A 19459-nucleotide genomic window follows, 5' to 3' on the forward strand; every position below is an offset into this window, starting at 1 on the left:
TTTAGCTTGGATGCATGCCGGAATCCCGAAACCGGCATCCAATTCCGGGCGACATGCGGCAGGTGACCTGTTTCCCACAAAGCCGGCAAAAAGAAAACCGCCGGCCCAAGGGTGTTATCCCCGGGCCGGCGGTTCCACGTGAATCATTGAGCCAGGATTACTCGGCGGCAGCGAGGATGCCCGGAGCGGCGCCCTTCACATTGCTGTCGACATGATCTTCGTACTGCCCGAAATTCTGGATGAACATCGCGACGAGCTTCTTGGCATAGGCGTCGAAGGCCGCGGGATCCGCCCATGTCGAGCGCGGATCGAGGATCGCATTGTCGACGCCTTCCACGGCGACCGGCACCGCGAAACCGAAATTCGGGTCGGTGCGGAACTCGGCATTCTTGAGGCTGCCGTCGAGGGCAGCGCTGAGGAGCGCGCGGGTTGCCTTGATCGGCATGCGGCGGCCGACGCCATAGACGCCGCCGGTCCAGCCGGTGTTGACCAGCCAGCAATCGACGCCATGACGGGCGATCAGCTCCTTGAGCAGGTTGCCGTATTCAGCCGGGTGGCGCGGCATGAACGGACCGCCGAAGCAGGTTGAGAACGTCGCTTCCGGCTCGGTTACACCCTTTTCCGTGCCGGCGACCTTGGCGGTGTAGCCGGAAAGGAAATGGTACATGGCCTGTTCAGGCGTCAGCTTGGCGATCGGCGGCATGACGCCAAAGGCATCGGCGGTCAGCATGATGATCGACTTCGGCTGCGGCGCGGTGCCGGTCTTCGAAGCGTTCGGGATGAAATGCAGCGGATAGGCGCTGCGGGTGTTCTCGGTCAGCGAATCGTCGTCGAAATCCGGAACCCGGTTCTCGTCGAGCACGACGTTTTCGATCACGGTGCCGAAACGACGGGTCGCGGCATAGATTTCCGGCTCGGCTTCGGCAGACAGGTTGATGGCCTTGGCATAGCAGCCGCCTTCGAAGTTGAAGACGCCGTTTTTGCCCCAGCCATGTTCGTCGTCACCGATCAGCGTGCGGTTCGGGTCGGCCGACAGCGTGGTCTTGCCGGTACCGGACAGGCCGAAGAACAATGCCGTGTCGCCATTCGGACCGACATTGGCCGAGCAATGCATCGGCATGACGCCTTCTTCGGGCAGGAAATAGTTCAGAACGGAGAAGACCGACTTCTTGTTCTCGCCGGCATAGGACGTGCCGCCGACCAGGATCAGGCCGTTGGTGAAATCGCAGGCGATCACAGTTTCCGTGCGGCAACCGTGACGGCCGGGATCCGCTTTGAAGCTCGGCAGGTTGATGATCGTCAGCTTTTCTTCAAAGCTTTCGAGCGTGGCGCGATCCGGGCGGATCAGAAGATTGCGGATGAACAGGGCGTGCCAGGCGAATTCGCTGACGACGCGGGTCGGAAGGGCGTATTCGGCATCGGCGCCGCCGACCAGATCCTGGACGAACAGCGTCTTGCCGGCCGCATGGGCGAGCATGTCCTTCTTGAGGGCTTCGAAGTGTTCGGGCTTCATGGGCTTGTTGTCGGCGCCCCACCAGACGCGTTTCTCCGTGCCGGCGTCGCGGACGATGAACTTGTCCTTGGGGGAGCGGCCGGTGTGCTGGCCGGTAACGGCGCGCAGCGCACCGTCGATCGTCAGATCGGCTTCACCGCGGCGGATTGCTTCTTCATACAGTTCGACCTCGGACGAATTGTAATAAACACGCGATACACCGCCGAGACCGATCGCCGCTAAACCCTTGGACGGGTTGTGAAGTCCAAACTCCTCCATGCGCGCACTCCTTCAGCTTGCCGTGGGAACTGACGCGAAATTAATGACTGATTTCCAAAAGGGCAAGAGGCCCCCGGAAAATTCTTTAATAATATCAATTATTTAATCGATTTAAAAAATTTTATTCCTCTTTAAATCGGTTTAGGAACTGTTTCAATCCGCATCTGCCCTATCTTAAACCTGATTGCCAAAACGCGCTATCGTAAGCGGGCTCTTTATCTTTGCCACAATTTGTTCCACCTTTATACTCAAGAAGCGCGTCGGCTCATGCCGCCTGGCTGGGGTCTATACCAGGAGATGCGCATAGATGATGACGGAGATGGAGAGCATGCAAACAATCGCGCTCGTAGATGACGACCGCAATATCCTGACGTCGGTGTCGATTGCACTCGAGGCGGAAGGATACAAGGTCGAAACCTATACGGATGGCGCTTCCGCGCTCGACGGGCTGATCGCCCGCCCTCCGCAGCTGGCGATCTTCGATATCAAGATGCCACGTATGGACGGCATGGAGCTGCTGCGCCGCCTGCGGCAGAAGTCCGACCTGCCGGTGATCTTCCTCACCTCCAAGGATGAAGAGATCGACGAGCTGTTCGGGCTGAAGATGGGCGCCGACGACTTCATCACCAAGCCGTTCTCGCAGCGCCTGCTGGTGGAGCGGGTCAAGGCGATCCTGCGCCGCGCCGGCGCCCGTGAGGCGCAGGCGGCAGGCGGTACCGGCACCAAGGCCGCGGCCGACGCGCAGGCGGCCCGCACACTCGAGCGCGGCCAGCTTGCCATGGACCAGGAGCGCCATACCTGCACCTGGAAGGGCGAGCCGGTGACGCTGACGGTGACCGAGTTCCTGATCCTGCATTCGCTGGCCCAGCGGCCCGGCGTGGTCAAAAGCCGCGACGCGCTGATGGATGCCGCCTATGACGAGCAGGTCTATGTCGACGACCGCACCATCGACAGCCACATCAAGCGGCTGCGCAAGAAGTTCAAGATGGTCGACACCGACTTTGACATGATCGAAACGCTTTACGGCGTGGGTTACCGATTCCGCGAGGCAGCTTGATCCTTGCGAAAGGTTAACTTGAGGCCACGGCCGGACCAGCGTTAAGCTGGCCCGGTGGAAGGACTGCAGTGGCAGATCAAACATTCGACAGTGACCTGGCGAGGGTGGAGAAGACCGAAGCCCGCCGCGCGCCGCGGCGGTTCTGGTCGCGACCTTTCACGCTCATTCGCCGGGTGTTCGGCCACGCGGTCTTTTCGAGCCTTACCCGCCGCATCCTGTTCTTCAACATCGCCGCGACCGTGGTGCTGGTCGCCGGCATTCTCTACCTCAACCAGTTCCGCGAGGGGCTGATCGACGCCCGCGTCGAAAGCCTGCTGACCCAGGGCGAGATCATCGCCGGGGCGATTTCCGCCTCCGCCTCGGTGGACACCAACTCGATCACCATCGATCCGCAGAAACTCCTCGAGCTGCAGGCCGGCCAGAGCATCACGCCGGTGCCAAACGACGAGGACCTGGATTTCCCGATCGATCCCGAGCGCGTCGCGCCGGTCCTGAGGCGGCTGATTTCGCCGACCCGCACCCGTGCCCGGATTTTCGATGCCGACGCCAACCTGCTGCTCGATTCCCGGCACCTCTATTCGCGCGGCCAGGTGCTGCGTTTCGACCTGCCGCCGGTGGAAAACGAAACGCAGACCTGGAGCGAATGGTTCGCAGGCCTCATCAACCGCCTGCTGCAGCCCGGCAACCTGCCGGTCTACAAGGAAGCGCCGGGTGGCGACGGTTCGATCTATCCGGAAGTCATGAACGCGCTGACGGGCGTGCGCGGCGCGCTCGTGCGGGTTACAGAGCGCGGCGAGCTGATCGTCTCGGTCGCCGTACCGGTCCAGCGTTTTCGCGCGGTGCTCGGCGTGCTTCTTCTGTCGACCCAAGCCGGCGACATCGACAAGATCGTGCACGCGGAACGGCTGGCGATCCTGCGCGTCTTCGGCGTGGCGACGCTCGTCAACATCCTGCTCTCGCTGCTGCTCTCCTCGACCATCGCCAATCCGCTGCGGCGTCTGGCGGCTGCGGCGATCCGGGTGCGGCGCGGCGCCAAGCAGCGCGAGGAAATCCCGGACTTCTCCTATCGCCAGGATGAAATCGGCAATCTTTCCATCGCGCTTCGCGAGATGACCAACGCCCTTTACGACCGCATCGACGCGATCGAGAGTTTTGCGGCCGATGTCAGCCACGAGTTGAAGAACCCCCTGACGTCGCTTCGCAGCGCCGTCGAGACCCTGCCGCTGGCAAAATCCGAGGAGTCGAAACAGCGGCTGACGGAAATCATCTTCCACGACGTGCGCCGTCTTGACCGCCTGATCAGCGACATTTCCGATGCCTCCCGGCTGGACGCCGAGCTTGCCCGCTCGGATTCGACCCCGGTCGACATGGAAAACCTGCTCGGCAATCTGGTCGATATTTCCCGGCAGATCCGCACCGGCCGCAAGCCGGTGGAGATCGGCCTCACCGTGGACAGCAAGGCGGGCAACAAATTCGCTTACCTCGTCAACGGCCATGATCTTCGCCTCGGGCAGATCATCACCAATCTCATCGAAAACGCGCGATCCTTCGTGCCCGAAAAGGGCGGCCGCATCGGCATCCGGCTGTCACGGATAAGGGACCGGGTGACCGTGACGGTGGAAGACAACGGACCCGGCATCCAGGCCGAGGATATCGACCGGATCTTCGAACGCTTCTACACGGACCGGCCGGATGGCGAGAGTTTCGGCCAGAATTCCGGCCTTGGCCTGTCGATCAGCCGGCAGATCGCGGAGGCCCATGGCGGCTCGCTTAAGGCGGAAAACGTGCACGACGCCAAGACGGGCGCCATGACCGGCGCCCGCTTCACACTGTCCCTGCCGGGCGGCGAAGGCCAATGAGCCGGGCGCCAGTCAATATCCACGCGACCGCTATCGTGATCGGCACCAGGGGCCTCCTCTTCACCGGCCCGTCCGGAAGCGGCAAATCCATGCTGGCCTTCACCTGCATCGCCACGGCCAGACGCCAGGGCGCTTTCGCGGCTCTGCTCGCCGACGACCAGGTCCTCGTCTCGCGCCACGGCGATCACCTGCTCGCGACCCGGCCGGAAGCGATCGCCGGCCTCATCGAACTGCGCGGCAGCGGCATCGTCCCTGTGGAAAGCATCTCGGCCGCAGCGCTGGACCTGGCGGTCGAAGTCATCTCGCTGCCGGAAAGCGAACGGTTTCCACCGGAGAACGAACGTTTCCGGATCCCCGGTATGGGTGACCTTCCGCTTGTCCGGATATGGCGCGGTGCACCTGATCCACTGGCCATTCTGGCGGCATTTGCACCTGATTTTCACCATGAGATGCCGTTTTGATCGTCCGGAAGCCTGATTTTTTGACTTGAACTTCGAATCTACTTGGAGAAGATGGCATCCCACCGCTGGACCGCTTTGTTGCAATGCGATAATGGCGCCGAGTTTCCATAGCAGGGGGCAGTTTTCATGATCGGACTAGTGCTTGTCACTCATGGCAAGCTGGCTGAGGAATTTCGTCATGCGGTCGAGCATGTCGTCGGACCTCAGAAATTCATAGAGACCGTATCAATCGGTCCCGAGGACGACATGGATCAGCGGCGGCAGGACATTGTCGATGCCGTCACCAATGCCGATGAGGGTCATGGCGTCATCATTCTGACAGACATGTTCGGCGGCACGCCCTCCAACCTTTCCATTTCCGTCATGGAAAGCGGCCGGATCGAAGTCATCGCCGGCATGAACCTGCCGATGCTGATCAAGCTTGCCGGCGTGCGCAGCGACAACAACATGGACCGGGCACTCGTCGAAGCCTCCGAAGCCGGTCGTAAATACATCAATGTCGCAAGCCGCGTCCTCAGCGGCAAATGAGAACCCAGACCCGGATGTCATCTCCCTCTCCCCGTGAATTCCTGATCGTCAACAAACGCGGCCTGCATGCGCGCGCCTCTGCCAAGTTCGTGCAGATGGTGGAAAGCTTCGATGCCGAGATCACCGTTTCCAAGGATGGAACGACGGTCGGGGGCACGTCCATCATGGGCCTGATGATGCTGGCCGCCAGCACCGGCTGCACGATCGAAGTCTCCGCGGAAGGCAATCAGGCCGAAGACGCGCTGAATGCGCTGGAACAACTCGTCGCCAACAAGTTCGGCGAAGAAGCCTGACCCGCTCGCGACCAGCATTCTATCGACATAAACATATAAAGACTTCTTTATATCCCGTTGCCAGCTTGCGGGAAGCCTGCTAAACCGCTGGCCAGTTTCCGCTTGGCCAAAGCGGGTCTTGCCACATCCGTCGGTACGCCCCGCCGGAGAAGGCACCACCGAACATGGAGAGCTTTATGAGCACTGAGAAGGATTATGTCGTCGCGGATATCAATCTTGCCGCCTACGGCCGCAAGGAGCTCGACATCGCAGAAACCGAAATGCCGGGCCTGATGTCGTGCCGTTCCGAATTTGGCACGTCGAAGCCGCTGAAGGGCGCCCGCATCTCGGGTTCGCTCCACATGACCATCCAGACGGCCGTTCTGATCGAGACACTCCAGCATCTCGGCGCGGAAATCCGCTGGGCGTCCTGCAACATCTTCTCGACCCAGGACCATGCTGCTGCGGCCATCGCTGCCGCCGGCATCCCGGTTTTCGCCGTCAAGGGCGAATCGCTGACCGAGTACTGGGATTATACCGACAAGATCTTCCAGTGGGCCGATGGCGGCCTCTCCAACATGATCCTCGATGACGGCGGCGACGCCACCATGTACATCCTGCTCGGCGCCCGCGCCGAAGCCGGCGAGGACGTTCTTTCGAACCCGACCTCGGAAGAAGAAGAAATCCTCATCGCGCAGATCAAGAAGCGCCTCAAGGCTTCGCCCGGCTGGTTCACCAAGCAGCGCGACGCGATCAAGGGCGTTACCGAAGAAACCACGACGGGCGTTCACCGCCTCTACGAACTGTCCAAGAAGGGCCTGCTCCCCTTCCCGGCGATCAACGTCAACGACTCTGTCACCAAGTCGAAGTTCGACAACAAGTACGGCTGCAAGGAATCGCTGGTTGACGGCATCCGCCGCGGCACCGACGTGATGATGGCCGGCAAGGTTGCCGTCGTCTGCGGTTACGGTGACGTCGGCAAGGGTTCGGCTGCTTCGCTCGCCGGCGCCGGCGCCCGCGTCAAGGTCACCGAAGTCGACCCGATCTGCGCCCTCCAGGCCGCCATGGACGGTTTCGAAGTCGTCGTCCTCGAAGACGTGGTCGAAAGCGCAGACATCTTCATCACCACGACCGGCAACAAGGACGTCATCCGCATCGACCACATGCGCGCGATGAAGGACATGGCGATCGTCGGCAATATCGGCCACTTCGACAACGAGATCCAGGTTGCGGCTCTCAAGAACCTCAAGTGGACCAACGTCAAGCCGCAGGTCGACATGATCGAGTTCCCCAAGGGCAACCGCATCATCCTTCTGTCGGAAGGCCGCCTGCTCAACCTTGGCAACGCCACCGGCCATCCGTCCTTCGTGATGTCGGCTTCGTTCACCAACCAGACGCTGGCCCAGATCGAGCTCTTCACCAAGCAGGGCGAGTACAAGAACGACGTCTATATCCTGCCGAAGCACCTCGATGAAAAGGTCGCCCGCCTGCATCTCGCCAAGCTCGGCGTGAAGCTGACGGAACTCTCCGACGAGCAGGCCGCCTATATCGGCGTCTCGCAGACCGGTCCGTTCAAAGCCGAACACTACCGCTATTAATCAATAGCCGGTTAATCCACAAGATATAGTAGCCGCAGCCTTGACAAAGGCTGCGGCTTCTTTTTTGGGCCCGTCCCTTCCCGGCGATTCCCTAAGCAAGTATTGTTTTAGAACTTGATTCGCGCCTTCCCAGGAGCGTGATGCCGAAAGCCGCCCGCGGTTTTCGGACATCCGTCGCGCTCCCACCATATGATTGGGAGCCGTCCGGCTACGGGCAAGGCGCGATGTGGTATGTCTTGTCGATGAGCGGCAATTGGACGGAGACAGACCGGATATGTCGGTAAAAAAAATGAGCTCGTCAGAACGGGCCGATCCTCTTTGCGGCGGAGCGGAAGCTCCGGCTTTGCGTTCTCTTCTCGGGCGTTCCGTTTTCGGATCCTCGGACGGTAACGCGATGGTCGGCAAGCTTCGCCGGCTGGCGCTGTTCGGCAGCGCCTTCCTCTCGGGCACAGCCCTTTCCGGGCTCGCGACGGCAGCGCTTGCGCAGCAGTCCGGCAATGCGGCTGTCCGCCTTTTCTCCTCCACGGAAGTCATCATCTCTTCGCTGGTGATGGGCGCGCTCGGTGCCGCCCTGTTTTCGGCCATCTGGCTGGTGCGTCAGCGCGGCAATATGGAAGCCGAATCCCAGGAAATGCGCAGCGCCCTTTCCGATGCGCAGCAGCGGATTTCCAAGTTCGAAGCCCTGATCGCCGACAAGAACCGGCGGATCGTCGTATGGGAAAGCGGCTCCTCCAAACCGGAATTCCTCGGCCAGTTGCCGGCGGAAACTGGCGCGCCGCAGCAGGACCGCGAATTTCTCGCGTTCGGCCGCTGGATGCGCGGCCCGTCCGCCAGCGAGCTCGAAAAATCGATCGAGCTGCTGCGGGTCGAAGCCCGCTCCTTCGACACGGTGGTGGAAACCAATCGCGACGAGATCCTGGAAGTGCAGGGCCGGGTTTCGGGCGGCAAGGCCTTCGTCCGTTTCATCGCACTCAACAATCTGCGCGCCGAACTCGCCGAGCTCAAGATCGAGCGTGAGCGGCTGACCAACTCGATCATGCTGTTCCATTCCCTGCTCGACGCCATCGAGCAGCCGGTCTGGCGCCGCGATACGCAGGGCAAGCTCACCTGGGTGAACCACGCCTATGGCGATGCCGTGGAGGCTTCGACGCCGGCACAGGCGATCGAAGACGGTCGCGAGTTCCTCGGCTCGATCGCCCGCGAAAAGATCCGGGCGACGGCGACGTCCACCTCGCCTTTCCATGACCGGATTTCCACGGTCGTGCACGGCAACCGCACCATGTTCGACGTCGTCGACGTCGTTGTGCCGGGCGGTTCCACGGGCCTTGCGATCGACGTTTCCGAGGCGGAAGCGGTGCGCGAGGAACTCAAGCGGACCCTCAAGAGCCACGCGGAAACGCTCGACCATCTGGCAACGCCCGTCGCCATCTTCGACGGCGACCGCCGGCTGCAGTTCTACAACCAGGCTTTCGTGCAGCTCTGGGGTTTCACGCTTCCTTTCCTCGATTCGCGGCCCGATAACAGCGAGCTGCTCGACAAGCTCAGAAGCGACGGCAAGCTGCCGGAACAGCTCAGCTGGCGGAGCTGGAAGGAGGCGGCACTTTCCGTCTACCAGTCTCCGGAGACCCAGACCGACCTCTGGCACCTGCCGAACGGCCAGACGCTGCGCGTCATTGCCACCGCGCATCCGCAGGGCGGCGCCACCTGGGTGTTCGAGAACCTCACCGAACAGGTGGATCTCGAGACCCGTTACAACACGCTGGTCCAGGTCCAGGGCGAAACCATCGACCATCTGTCCGAAGGCGTCGCCGTCTTCGGGCCGGACGGACGCATCCGCCTCTCGAACCCGGCCTTCCGGGCGCTCTGGGGCATCACTGCCGAGGAATCCAAGCCGGGTACGCATATCAAGGCGATCGAGACCGCGTGCTCGCCTTCCTACGACAAACCGGACGGCTGGCGCCGCTTCGGCCAGATGCTGACCAATTTCGATGACGAGCGCCCCTCGCTGCAGGGCACGTTCGAACTCTATTCCGGCCTGATCCTCGATTACGCCGTGACGCCGCTGCCGAACGCCCAGACGATGCTGACCTTCGTCGACATGACGGCGAGTGCCAGGGCGGAACGGGCGCTCAAGGAGAAGAACGAGGCGCTGCAGAAGGCCGACGAGCTCAAGAACGATTTCGTCCAGCACGTTTCCTACGAACTGCGCTCTCCGCTGACCAATATCATCGGCTTCACCGATCTCCTGAAGACGCCGGGCATCGGCCCGTTGAACGATCGGCAGGCCGAATATATCGACCATATCTCGACATCGTCCTCGGTGCTGCTGACGATCGTCAACGACATCCTCGATCTGGCGACGGTCGATGCCGGCATCATGCAGCTCAACTATTCGGAAATGTCGATCGACGAACTACTCGACGACGTGGCCATGCAGATCGCAGATCGCTTGCACGAGAACGGCGTGGCGCTGGCGATCACCGCACCGGCCGGGCTCGGCACGATCGTCGCCGACCAGCAGCGGCTGAAGCAGATTCTCATCAAGCTGCTCACCAATGCCACCAATTTCGCACCTGAAGGTTCTGCCATCACGCTGAACTGCTGGCGCACTCATAGCGACGTGTTCTTCTCGGTGACCGACAAGGGTCCTGGCATTCCGGAAGATGTTCTGAAAACGGTGTTCGACCGCTTCTCGGCCAATGCCAAGGGTGGCAAGCGCTCCGGCGCAGGCCTTGGCCTTTCGATCGTCGAGAGCTTCGTGACGCTGCATCACGGCGATGTGGCTATCGACAGCAAGCCCGGCCAGGGAACCACGGTTACGTGCCGCATTCCGAGCGGCACGACGGCGCGGTCCGTCGCCGCCGAATGATTGGTGAGGCAGCTCTTACCCTGACGCTTGCCGACGAGGCCGAAACGATCCGCCTCGGCGAAGACCTGGCATTGGCGCTGAACAAGGGCGACTGGATCGCCCTTTCCGGCGATCTCGGCGCCGGCAAATCGACCTTCGCCCGGGCTTTTTTGCGCGCGCTTGCGGATGACGGCGAACTCGAAGTGCCGAGCCCGACCTTCACGCTGGTGCAGAGTTACGAGCTGCGCATCCCGGTCTCGCATTTCGATCTCTATCGGCTGGGGGATTCCTCCGAGCTGGACGAGCTTGGTTTCGACGAGGCGCTTTCCACCGGCATCTGCCTGGTGGAATGGCCCGAGGTCGCCGACGACCTGCTGCCGCAGACCCGCATCCAGCTTCGGCTCGAACAGTCCGGCAGCGGCCGGACCGCGACGATCACCGCACCGGACGCGCAGATGCAGCGCATCCGCCGCGTGCTGGCGATCCGCGAATTCCTCGACAGCCATGGCTATCCCGGCGCCCGGCGGCGTTTCCTCACCGGCGACGCCTCGACGCGAGCCTATGAGAGCGTGACAATCGCAAACGGCGAAACGCTGATCCTGATGGACTGGCCGCGCCCGGCGCAAGGGCCGCCGGTTCTCGACGGGAAGCCCTATCCCAAGGTCGCGCATCTCGCCGAAGACCCCTACCCCTTCGTGGCGATCGACGAATATCTGCGGGAACTCGGCCTTGCGGCACCGGAAGTTCTGCATGTGGATTACGACCAGGGCATCCTGCTGATCGAAAATCTCGGCGAAGAAGGTGCCGTCGACGAAGACGGAAACCCGATCGAGGAGCGGTACCGCGAAAGCATCGTCTGCCTCGCCTTCCTGCACAGCCACGAGATGCGCCAGGACCTGCCGGTCGGCGACGGGCATATCCATCACATCCCAGATTTCGATCCGACGGCGATGAAGATGGAAGCCCGGCTGCTGATCGACTGGCATCTGCCCTGGAAGCGCGGCACGCCTGCGACCGACGAGGAACGGCAGGAATATCTGGAGATCTGGGACAACCTGGTCCGCGAACTCGACGGCGTCGAGAAAAACCTGCTGCTGCGCGATTTCCATTCGCCGAACATCATCTGGCGGCCCCATGAATCGGGCGTGCGCCGTGTCGGCCTGATCGATTTCCAGGATGCGATGATCGGCCCCACTGCCTACGATCTCGCCTCGATCGTCCAGGATGCGCGCGTCGACATCCCGAAGGCCCTCGCCGATCAGCTCATGCTTGATTACGTGACGCTCCGCCGCGCACTCGGGGCCTTCGACGAGCCAACCTTCCTGAAGGCCTGGGCGATCATGGCGGCGCAGCGCAATTGCAAGCTTGCCGGTCTCTGGGTGCGGCTCTTGCAGCGGGATGGCAAGCCGGGCTATCTGAAGCACATGCCGCGGACGCTCCGCCATCTCGCGACGGCGCTTAAGCACGATGTGCTCAGCCCCTTGCGCGATTGGTGCCGTCGGGCTGGAATAGAACTGCCCGAATCATAGATACGGTTGCCGATGACCAATAAACGAGCCCCCATCAAACAGGCGATGGTGCTTGCCGCAGGGCTCGGCACCCGCATGCGGCCGATCACCAACACGATGCCGAAGCCGCTGGTGCCGGTCGCCGGCAAGCCGATGATCGACTATGTGCTGGATTCGCTGAGGGAAGCCGAGGTCGAGCGCGCGGTCGTCAACGTCCACCACTTCGCCGACCAGATGGCGGCGCATCTTGCGGCCTATAAGGGCCTCGAAATCCTGATCTCCGACGAGCGGGATGCCCTGATGAACAATGGCGGCGGTATCGTGAAGGGGTTGAAGCTTCTCGACCGCAGCACGATTTTCGTCATGAATGCCGACCTCTTCTGGATCGGCGAGACACCTGGCAAACCCACAAACCTGCAGCACCTGGCCGGATTCTTCGACCCCGAGCACATGGACATGGCGATGCTCTGCGTCGATATCGACAACACGACCGGGCATAACGGTATCAACGATTTCGGCATGGATGCAGCTGGCCGGTTGAGGCGTTACCGGGACGATCCGGCCAACCCGGTCGTTTATGCCGGCGCCTTCGCGATGAACCCCTCCTTCCTGGACGACGCACCGTCCGATGCCTTCAATATCAACATCTATTTCGACAAGGCGATCGCCCGCGGCCGGCTCTATGGCACCATGCTCGAGGGCCACTGGATCACCGTCGGCACGCCCGAGGCGCTGCCGGAGGCGGAAGCGGTGATCGCACGCTATCCGGTGGAGGCATGACCACGCCATCCGGGCGCAGCACGCGGGTCTTCTCGATTGCCGCCGGAGCGCCGTTCCTCAAGACCGTGGCAGCCGCGCTCTGCGACGGCCGGCTCAACGAGACTTTTCACTACGATGCGTCCGACCCGCTTTCGCTTGCCGACGTCACCATCTATGTGCCGACGCGCCGCTCGGCCCGCGTGCTGCGCTCGGAATTCGTCGATCTGCTCGGCGGCCGTTCGGCGATCCTGCCGGTCATCCGGCCACTCGGCGAGACTGACGACGACAGCGGTTATTTCGACCTCGTGGCGCCCGAGGAAATGGACCTGGCGCTGCCGATCGGCGGCACCGCCCGGCTGCTCGAACTTGGCCGGCTGATTCTTGCCTGGCGTAACCAGCTTCCGAAAATCGTGCTCGATGTGCATTCGGAATCGCCGCTCGTCGCGCCCGCCAGCCCCGCCGATGCCATCTGGCTCGCTCGGGCGCTTGCCGAACTCATCGACGCGGTGGAGACCGAGGAACGTGACTGGGCCGACCTGAAAAAACTCGATACCGGCGAACATGCGCTCTGGTGGCAGCTGACCGCCGAATTCCTGTCGATCGCCAGCGCCTTCTGGCCGCTGCGGCTGGAAGAACTGCGCCGTTCTTCGCCGGCAAAACATCAGGCGTCGATTCTGCGCGGCGAGGCACGGCGGATTTCCTTGAGAGACCATAAAGGCCCGGTGATCGTTGCGGGCTCGACCGGCTCGGTGCCGGCTGCAGCCGACCTGATCGCCGCGATCTCCCACCTGCCGAACGGCACCGTCGTGCTGCCGGGACTCGACCTCTCGATGCCGGCGGATCAATGGGCGATGATCGGCGAAGAGGCTTTCGACGGCAAACCGGAACCGGCAAGCCGCAGCCATTCGCAATTCGGCCTGTCGCGCCTGCTCAAAAAGCTCGGCGTGACGCGGGAAGATATGGAAGTGCTCGGCGAGGTGCCGGGCGATCTCGCCTTCCGCGCCGAAGCGCTCTCCCAGGCATTGGTGCCCGCCAAAGCAACCGACCGCTGGAGCACTTGGCGGGACAGCGCCGATCCCCTCAAGCTTTCCGAAGCCTTTGCCGACGTCTCGCTGATCGAGGCCTCGAACGAGCGCGAAGAGGCCGTTGCGATCGCCATCGCGCTCCGGCTGGCGCTCGAACAGCCGGGAAAAGATGGTGGCGAGAGCCAGGCGGCGCTGATTACGCCCGATCGCGCGCTCGCCCGCCGGGTAACCGCCGAGCTTTCCCGTTTCGGCCTGCTCGCCGACGATTCCGCCGGTTCGCCGCTGTCGGGCACGCCGCAGGGGACGCTGACCCAGTTGCTGCTCGAAGCAACGCTCCGGCCGGGAGATCCGGTGGCGATCGTCGCGCTGATCAAGCATCCATTGATGCGGCTCGGCCTGCCAGCTGAAGACCTGCGCTCAGCCGTCGAAGCGCTCGAAATCCTGGCGCTGCGCGGCGGCATCGGCGACATGGACATTTCCGCGCTGGAACCGCTGCTCGAAACCCAGCTTGCGGCGCAGCTCGAAGACCGGCACGCGCCGCATTGGCGGCTGTCCCTGCCTGCCGATGCTGCCGAGAAGGCCCGCGACCTCGCCCGGCGGCTGGAGAAGGCCGTCGAGCCGCTTGCCTCCGCCCTCGTCCGCCGCCGACCGGATGGACGCGGCCTTACCGCAAAACTCCCGCTGTCCGATTGGGCGGAACGCACAGGCCGCGCGCTGGAAGCGATCTGCATTGACGAACAGCAGAACCTCGCGGCGCTCTGGTCAGGCGAGGCCGGCGAAAGGCTGGCAGGGCTGCTGTCCGAAGTCATGGAGACCGACGGGCAGATGGAGGCGGACGGTCCGCAATGGATCGACATCGTCATGGCGCTGACAACAGGCGAGGCGGTAAAACCGCGTTCGCTCAGCCATCCGCGCATCTTCATCTTCGGCACGCTGGAAGCCCGGTTGCAGAGCGTCGATACGATGATCCTCGGCGGGCTCAACGAAGGCTCCTGGCCGGGGCAGACGGTCAACAACCCGTTCCTGTCCCGCACCATGAAGACCGATATGGGGCTGGAGCCGCCGGAGCGCCGGATCGGCCAGCTTGCCCACGACTTCGAAATGGCCTGCGGCACACGGCATCTCATCCTGTCGCGCTCGACGCGGCAAGGATCAACGCCGACCGTCGCCTCGCGCTGGCTGCAGCGGCTGCTGGCGCTGGGCGGAAAACAATTCGCCGACAACCTCAAGGCACGCGGCAACCAGTATCGGGAATGGGCGTCGATGATCGATGCCGGAGAAAACCAGCAGGTTGCCAAACGCCCGGCCCCGAAGCCGCCGGCGGATCTGCAGCCGGTGAAATATTCCTTCAGCGAGGTGGGTCGCCTGCGCCGCGACCCCTATTCCATCTATGCCCGCCGCATCCTGAAGCTCGATCCGCTCGATCCGTTCAACCGCGATCCCGGCGCGTCGGAGCGCGGCACGCTCTATCACGCGATCATCGACCGCTATACCCGCGAAGGCCACAAGCCCGGCACGCCCGCGGCCAGGGAGGCGATGCGCCGGATCACCGAGGAACTGTTCGACGAGGAGCTGTTGCCCCCGCATATCGACCGCGTCTGGCGGCCGCGTTTTGTCGAAGTGGCCCGCGCCTTCCTGGACTGGGAAGTCGAGCGCGCGCCGGATATCCGCAAAACGATGACGGAGGTCGGGGCGGGCTGGGAGCTGGAGCCCGCCGGCATCCGCGTCACCGGCATTGCCGATCGGATTGATATCAAGGGCTCCGGCCTTGCCGATCTCGTCGATTACAAGACGGGCCTCAGCCCTTCGGTTTCCCAGGCACGGGCGCTGCTCGATCCGCAGCTTGGCCTTGAGGCAGCGGCGCTTCGAGCGGGAGCTTTCAGGGATGCGGGGCCGCTGACACCGGATAACCTGCTCTACGTCCGGCTTCGGCCCGGCGACCGGTTCCGGGAAGACAAGGTCAACAACGAGGGTTCGAGCGCGACGGTCAAGCGGCAGCCGAAATCGGCGATCGATCTGGCGGACGAATCGCTCGAACAGCTGACCCGGTTCGTGATCACGCTGCGCAATGGAGAAGCCGGCTTCGCGTCGCGGCTCGTGCCGATGGCGCAGAATGATTTCGGCGGCGAATACGACCATCTCGCCCGCGTGGCCGAATGGTCGACGGCCGACGACGAGGAAGCGGAAGCCGATGAATGACCTGGCTCCCGAGGGCGACGATCCGATCAAGTGGATCGACTGGACGACGGTGCAGCAGTCGCTCGCCTCCGATCCGGTCAGTTCCGCCTGGGTTTCCGCCAATGCCGGTTCCGGCAAGACGCATGTGCTGACCCAGCGGGTCATCCGGCTGCTGCTCGCCGGTTGCCGGCCCTCGTCCATCCTCTGCCTCACCTACACCAAGGCGGCGGCATCGGAGATGTCGAACCGCGTCTTCCAGCGGCTTTCGGAATGGACGGTGCTTTCCGATGACGAGTTGCGCAAGCGGATCGCCGGCATTGAGGGAGCCGAGCCGGGCCAGCTGAAGATCGCCGAAGCGAGGCGGCTGTTCGCCAAGGCGCTGGAAACGCCGGGCGGGCTGAAGATCCAGACCATCCACGCCTTTTGCGAAGCGCTGCTGCACCAGTTTCCGCTCGAAGCGAATGTTGCCGGACATTTTTCGGTGCTGGACGACCGCGCCGCCTCCGCCCTGCTTGCCGACGCACGCCGTTCGCTGCTGACGGCGACGTCTGCGGAGGAAGACCCGGTGCTCGCCGAAGCCTTCGCGCATGTGCTGGATCTCGGCGATGAATTCGGGCTCGAAACGCTGCTCGGCGATATCATCGCCAACCGTACCGCGATCCGCCGCTTCATAGCCCATGCGGAACGCCACGGCGGCATTGGCGTCGAGCTGAAACGAGCCCTCGGGCTCGGGCCCGCCGACACGGAGGACAGTATCGCAGCCGGCTACTGGCCCCTGCCCGGCCTCTCGGGCCTGACGCTCGATCTCTATCTGGCGCTCGCCGACCAGAAGGGCGGCCAGAAGGTCACGGAAGTCGCCTACGGTCTCCGGCTGGTCGCCAAGGAGCCGGATGTCCTGAAGCGCGCTCAGCATCTCGACCAGATCTTTCTCACCCGCGAGAGCAAGCCGAAGGCCGACAGCTCGCTAATCGCCAAGGCGATGACGACGACCGCGCCGGAACTGGCCGACGCGATCGCCGCCGCCCGTGCCCATGTCGTCGCTTGTCGCGACCGGCTGCGCTTGGTCAGGATGTTCCTCGCCACCAAGGCGGCGCTGACGCTGGCGCAGCGCCTCAACGACGACTACGAGGACCTGAAGAAACAGCGCAGCCTGCTCGATTTCGAGGACCTGATCGCCCGCACCGCCGATCTTCTGACTCGCGACGGCGTCGGCGCGTGGGTGCATTACAAGCTCGACCAGGGCATCGACCACATCCTCGTCGACGAGGCGCAGGACACCAGCCCGATCCAGTGGACGGTGATCAAGTCGCTGGCCGAGGATTTCTATTCCGGTGCCAGCGCTCGCGAAACCCGCCGCACCATCTTTGCGGTCGGTGACGAAAAGCAGTCGATCTATTCCTTCCAGGGCGCCCGGCCGGAACGGTTTGCGGAGGAACGCAGCGAGACGGAAAAACGGGTGCGGGCCAGCGACCAGGCCTTCCACTCGGTGCGGCTGCCGCTCTCCTTCCGCTCCACGGCCGATGTGCTGGCCGCCGTCGACCAGGTGTTTTCGCTTGAGGAAAACTTTCGAGGCCTCAGCGCGCTTGGCGAACCGGTGCAGCACCGCTCCAACCGGATCGGCCATCCGGGCGCGGTCGATCTGTGGGACGTGGTGGTGCCGGAAGTCTCCGAACAGGAGGAGGACTGGACCGCGCCGTTCGATTCGACGCCCGACAAGGCGCCGTCGGCCATTCTCGCAAGCCGGATCGCCAACCGGATCGAGGAGATGATCGCCAAGGAAACGATCATCGAGAAGGGCGTCGAGCGGCCGATCGAAGCCGGCGATATCCTCGTTCTGGTCCGGAAACGAGATGCCTTCGTCAATGCGCTGACCCGGGCGCTGAAACGCCGCGACAACATTCCCGTCGCCGGGGCCGACCGGCTGCGGCTGACCAGCCATATCGCCGTGCAGGATCTTCTGGCGCTCGGCCGTTTCCTGCTGCTGCCGCAGGACGATCTTTCGCTGGCGGCCCTCCTCAAGAGCCCGCTCTTCAATCTCTCCGAGGAGGATGTCTTCGAAGTCGCGGCACTGCGGGCCGAGAACACCGGCGCCTGGGCGCAGCTCAACCGTCTGAGCGAGGAACAGCCGCTCCGGTTCCGCGATGCAGCCGACAGGCTCCATCACCTGCTTACCCTTTCGCGGCAGCTCAGCCCGCACGATCTGTTTGCCCGGATTCTCGGCGCGCAGGGTGGGCGGCGGAAATTCCTTGGCCGGCTCGGTACCGAGGCCGGTGACATTCTCGACGAGTTCCTGACCTTCGCGCTCGACCACGAGACCAGCGGACTGCCCGGCCTGCAGGCCTTCATCTCGACGCTGGAGATCGAATCGCCGGAGGTGAAGCGCGAGCAGGATGGCGGCCGCAACGAGGTGCGGATCATGACCGTGCACGCTTCCAAAGGCCTGGAGGCGCCAGTCGTGTTTCTTGTCGACAGCGGCTCGAAGGCTTTCATTTCCTCGCATGTGCCGAAATTTCGGCTGCTTCGGATCCGCGGCGAGGATGTGCCGGCCTGGGTGCCGGGCAAGATGCTGACCAATGCGATGACATCAGCCGATGACGATCGGATCAGGACCTCGACCGAGGAAGAATATCGCCGGCTGCTCTATGTCGGCATGACGCGGGCCGCCGACCGGCTGATCGTCTGCGGTTATCGCGGCAAGATCGACAATCCGGACACCTGGCAGTCGATGATTTCCAAGGCGCTTGCCGCCGACGAGCATCATTGCAGCCCGGCGGAATTCCATGGGTCCGAGGGCCAATGGGGCGGCTTCAAGTGGCGGCTTCCGGCAGCTCCCGGACAAGCACCGAAGGCGGTGCACAAGGAGGAGGCGGCAGCCGACAAACGGCCGCTTCCCAAGGCCCTCTCCCGCCCCCTGCCGGCCCAGAAAATCCTGCCGCGGCCGCTCAGCCCTTCCGGTGCAGGAACGATGATCGACGACGACGCGGACGATCTGATCGTCACCTCGCCGTTGTTCGCCACTGACCAGAAAGGCAGCGCGGGGCTGGCACTGCAGAAGGGCAAACTGGTCCATCGCATGCTGCAGATGCTGACGGATTTTCCCGAGGCCGAACGCGCCGCTGCCGCCCGGCGGTATGCGGACCGCGCCGCCCGTTTCTGGCCGGCCGCGGAGCGCGAAAAGCTCGTCGGCAGCGTCATGTCGGTGCTTTCGCATGCCGAACTCGGGCCGGTCTTTTCCGAGCGCAGCCAGTCGGAAGTCTCGATCATGGGCACGCTGGCACTCGAGGGCCGCGACTACGCGATCTCCGGCCGCATCGATCGGCTGGTGGTGACCGAAAACCGGGTGATCATTCTCGACTACAAGACCAATCGCGTGCCGCCGAAGACCGCGGAGGACGTGCCGCTGTCGCATCGCGCTCAGCTCGCCATCTATCGCGAGATTTTGAAGCCGCTTTATCCGGCAAAGGATTTCGAATGCGTGCTGGTCTATACCGAGTCGGCCCAGGTCATGTCGCTGCCACTGGGCCTGCTGTCACGCTCGCTAGCAGAACTCAAAACAAAGTGAGACAGCAGCCATTGAAAACTTTGAGCGGGAAGC

General features: G+C 63.2%; 12 protein-coding genes. 11 read left to right on the top strand and 1 reads right to left on the bottom strand.

The annotated features are described in order from the left end of the window. Positions 1-157: 157 nt before the first annotated feature. Entirely contained in the window at positions 158-1771 is a 1614-nt protein-coding gene (locus tag PMI07_RS05160; protein ID WP_024163575.1) for a phosphoenolpyruvate carboxykinase, read from the bottom strand. 328 nt (positions 1772-2099) lie between these two features. On the opposite strand from PMI07_RS05160, the gene PMI07_RS05165 reads away from it, so the two are divergent. The 11 genes from PMI07_RS05165 (at position 2100) to addA (ending at position 19426) form a co-directional block, all read left to right on the top strand. Beyond that, positions 2100-2828: a response regulator transcription factor gene (locus PMI07_RS05165; RefSeq protein WP_113126990.1), complete on the top strand. Its 729-nt coding sequence runs from the start codon at positions 2100-2102 to the stop codon at positions 2826-2828. A gap of 104 nt (positions 2829-2932) precedes the next feature. Continuing rightward, positions 2933-4687, top strand: coding sequence for a sensor histidine kinase (locus PMI07_RS05170; RefSeq protein WP_245277104.1), 1755 nt, complete (start codon positions 2933-2935; stop codon positions 4685-4687). Next, the gene (locus tag PMI07_RS05175) at positions 4684-5148 is read left to right on the top strand and encodes a serine kinase of the HPr protein, regulates carbohydrate metabolism (protein ID WP_007765504.1); all 465 of its coding nucleotides are present in this window, start codon (positions 4684-4686) and stop codon (positions 5146-5148) included. Before PMI07_RS05170 ends, PMI07_RS05175 begins: the two co-directional genes overlap by 4 nt. A gap of 126 nt (positions 5149-5274) precedes the next feature. Continuing rightward, positions 5275-5676: a PTS sugar transporter subunit IIA gene (locus PMI07_RS05180; RefSeq protein ID WP_007765502.1), complete on the top strand. Its 402-nt coding sequence runs from the start codon at positions 5275-5277 to the stop codon at positions 5674-5676. A gap of 14 nt (positions 5677-5690) precedes the next feature. Next, on the top strand, positions 5691-5969 hold the full coding sequence (locus tag PMI07_RS05185) for an HPr family phosphocarrier protein (RefSeq protein WP_037085251.1): 279 nt from the start codon (positions 5691-5693) through the stop codon (positions 5967-5969). 176 nt (positions 5970-6145) lie between these two features. After that, positions 6146-7546, top strand: coding sequence for an adenosylhomocysteinase (gene ahcY / locus PMI07_RS05190; RefSeq protein WP_007765496.1), 1401 nt, complete (start codon positions 6146-6148; stop codon positions 7544-7546). Between the two features lie 394 nt (positions 7547-7940). Beyond that, complete coding sequence (locus PMI07_RS05195; RefSeq protein ID WP_007765491.1) at positions 7941-10415, top strand: PAS domain-containing sensor histidine kinase; 2475 nt, start codon at positions 7941-7943, stop codon at positions 10413-10415. After that, positions 10412-11923, top strand: coding sequence for a bifunctional tRNA (adenosine(37)-N6)-threonylcarbamoyltransferase complex ATPase subunit type 1 TsaE/phosphotransferase (locus tag PMI07_RS05200; RefSeq protein ID WP_007765488.1), 1512 nt, complete (start codon positions 10412-10414; stop codon positions 11921-11923). Before PMI07_RS05195 ends, PMI07_RS05200 begins: the two co-directional genes overlap by 4 nt. 12 nt (positions 11924-11935) lie before the next feature. Then, the gene (locus PMI07_RS05205) at positions 11936-12682 is read left to right on the top strand and encodes a nucleotidyltransferase family protein (protein WP_007765486.1); all 747 of its coding nucleotides are present in this window, start codon (positions 11936-11938) and stop codon (positions 12680-12682) included. After that, entirely contained in the window at positions 12679-15885 is a 3207-nt protein-coding gene (gene addB / locus PMI07_RS05210) for a double-strand break repair protein AddB (protein ID WP_024163576.1), read from the top strand. The genes PMI07_RS05205 and addB overlap by 4 nt, the downstream gene beginning before the upstream one ends. After that, the gene (gene addA / locus PMI07_RS05215) at positions 15878-19426 is read left to right on the top strand and encodes a double-strand break repair helicase AddA (RefSeq protein WP_024163577.1); all 3549 of its coding nucleotides are present in this window, start codon (positions 15878-15880) and stop codon (positions 19424-19426) included. Before addB ends, addA begins: the two co-directional genes overlap by 8 nt. The last annotated feature ends 33 nt before the right edge of the window (positions 19427-19459 follow it).

It is taken from the genome of Rhizobium sp. CF080, assembly GCF_000282095.2.
GTDB lineage: Bacteria > Pseudomonadota > Alphaproteobacteria > Rhizobiales > Rhizobiaceae > Neorhizobium.

Excerpts from the sequence above, each read along its gene's own strand:
- ahcY (WP_007765496.1), top strand. The coding sequence starts at position 6,146 with ATGAGCACTGAGAAGGATTATGTCGTCGCGGATATCAATCTTGCCGCC.
- PMI07_RS05205 (WP_007765486.1), top strand. The coding sequence starts at position 11,936 with ATGACCAATAAACGAGCCCCCATCAAACAGGCGATGGTGCTTGCCGCA.
- PMI07_RS05185 (WP_037085251.1), top strand. The coding sequence starts at position 5,691 with ATGTCATCTCCCTCTCCCCGTGAATTCCTGATCGTCAACAAACGCGGC.
- PMI07_RS05200 (WP_007765488.1), top strand. The coding sequence starts at position 10,412 with ATGATTGGTGAGGCAGCTCTTACCCTGACGCTTGCCGACGAGGCCGAA.
- addA (WP_024163577.1), top strand. The coding sequence starts at position 15,878 with ATGAATGACCTGGCTCCCGAGGGCGACGATCCGATCAAGTGGATCGAC.
- PMI07_RS05195 (WP_007765491.1), top strand. The coding sequence starts at position 7,941 with ATGGTCGGCAAGCTTCGCCGGCTGGCGCTGTTCGGCAGCGCCTTCCTC.
- PMI07_RS05180 (WP_007765502.1), top strand. The coding sequence starts at position 5,275 with ATGATCGGACTAGTGCTTGTCACTCATGGCAAGCTGGCTGAGGAATTT.
- addB (WP_024163576.1), top strand. The coding sequence starts at position 12,679 with ATGACCACGCCATCCGGGCGCAGCACGCGGGTCTTCTCGATTGCCGCC.
- PMI07_RS05165 (WP_113126990.1), top strand. The coding sequence starts at position 2,100 with ATGCAAACAATCGCGCTCGTAGATGACGACCGCAATATCCTGACGTCG.
- PMI07_RS05175 (WP_007765504.1), top strand. The coding sequence starts at position 4,684 with ATGAGCCGGGCGCCAGTCAATATCCACGCGACCGCTATCGTGATCGGC.
- PMI07_RS05160 (WP_024163575.1), bottom strand. The coding sequence starts at position 1,771 with ATGGAGGAGTTTGGACTTCACAACCCGTCCAAGGGTTTAGCGGCGATC.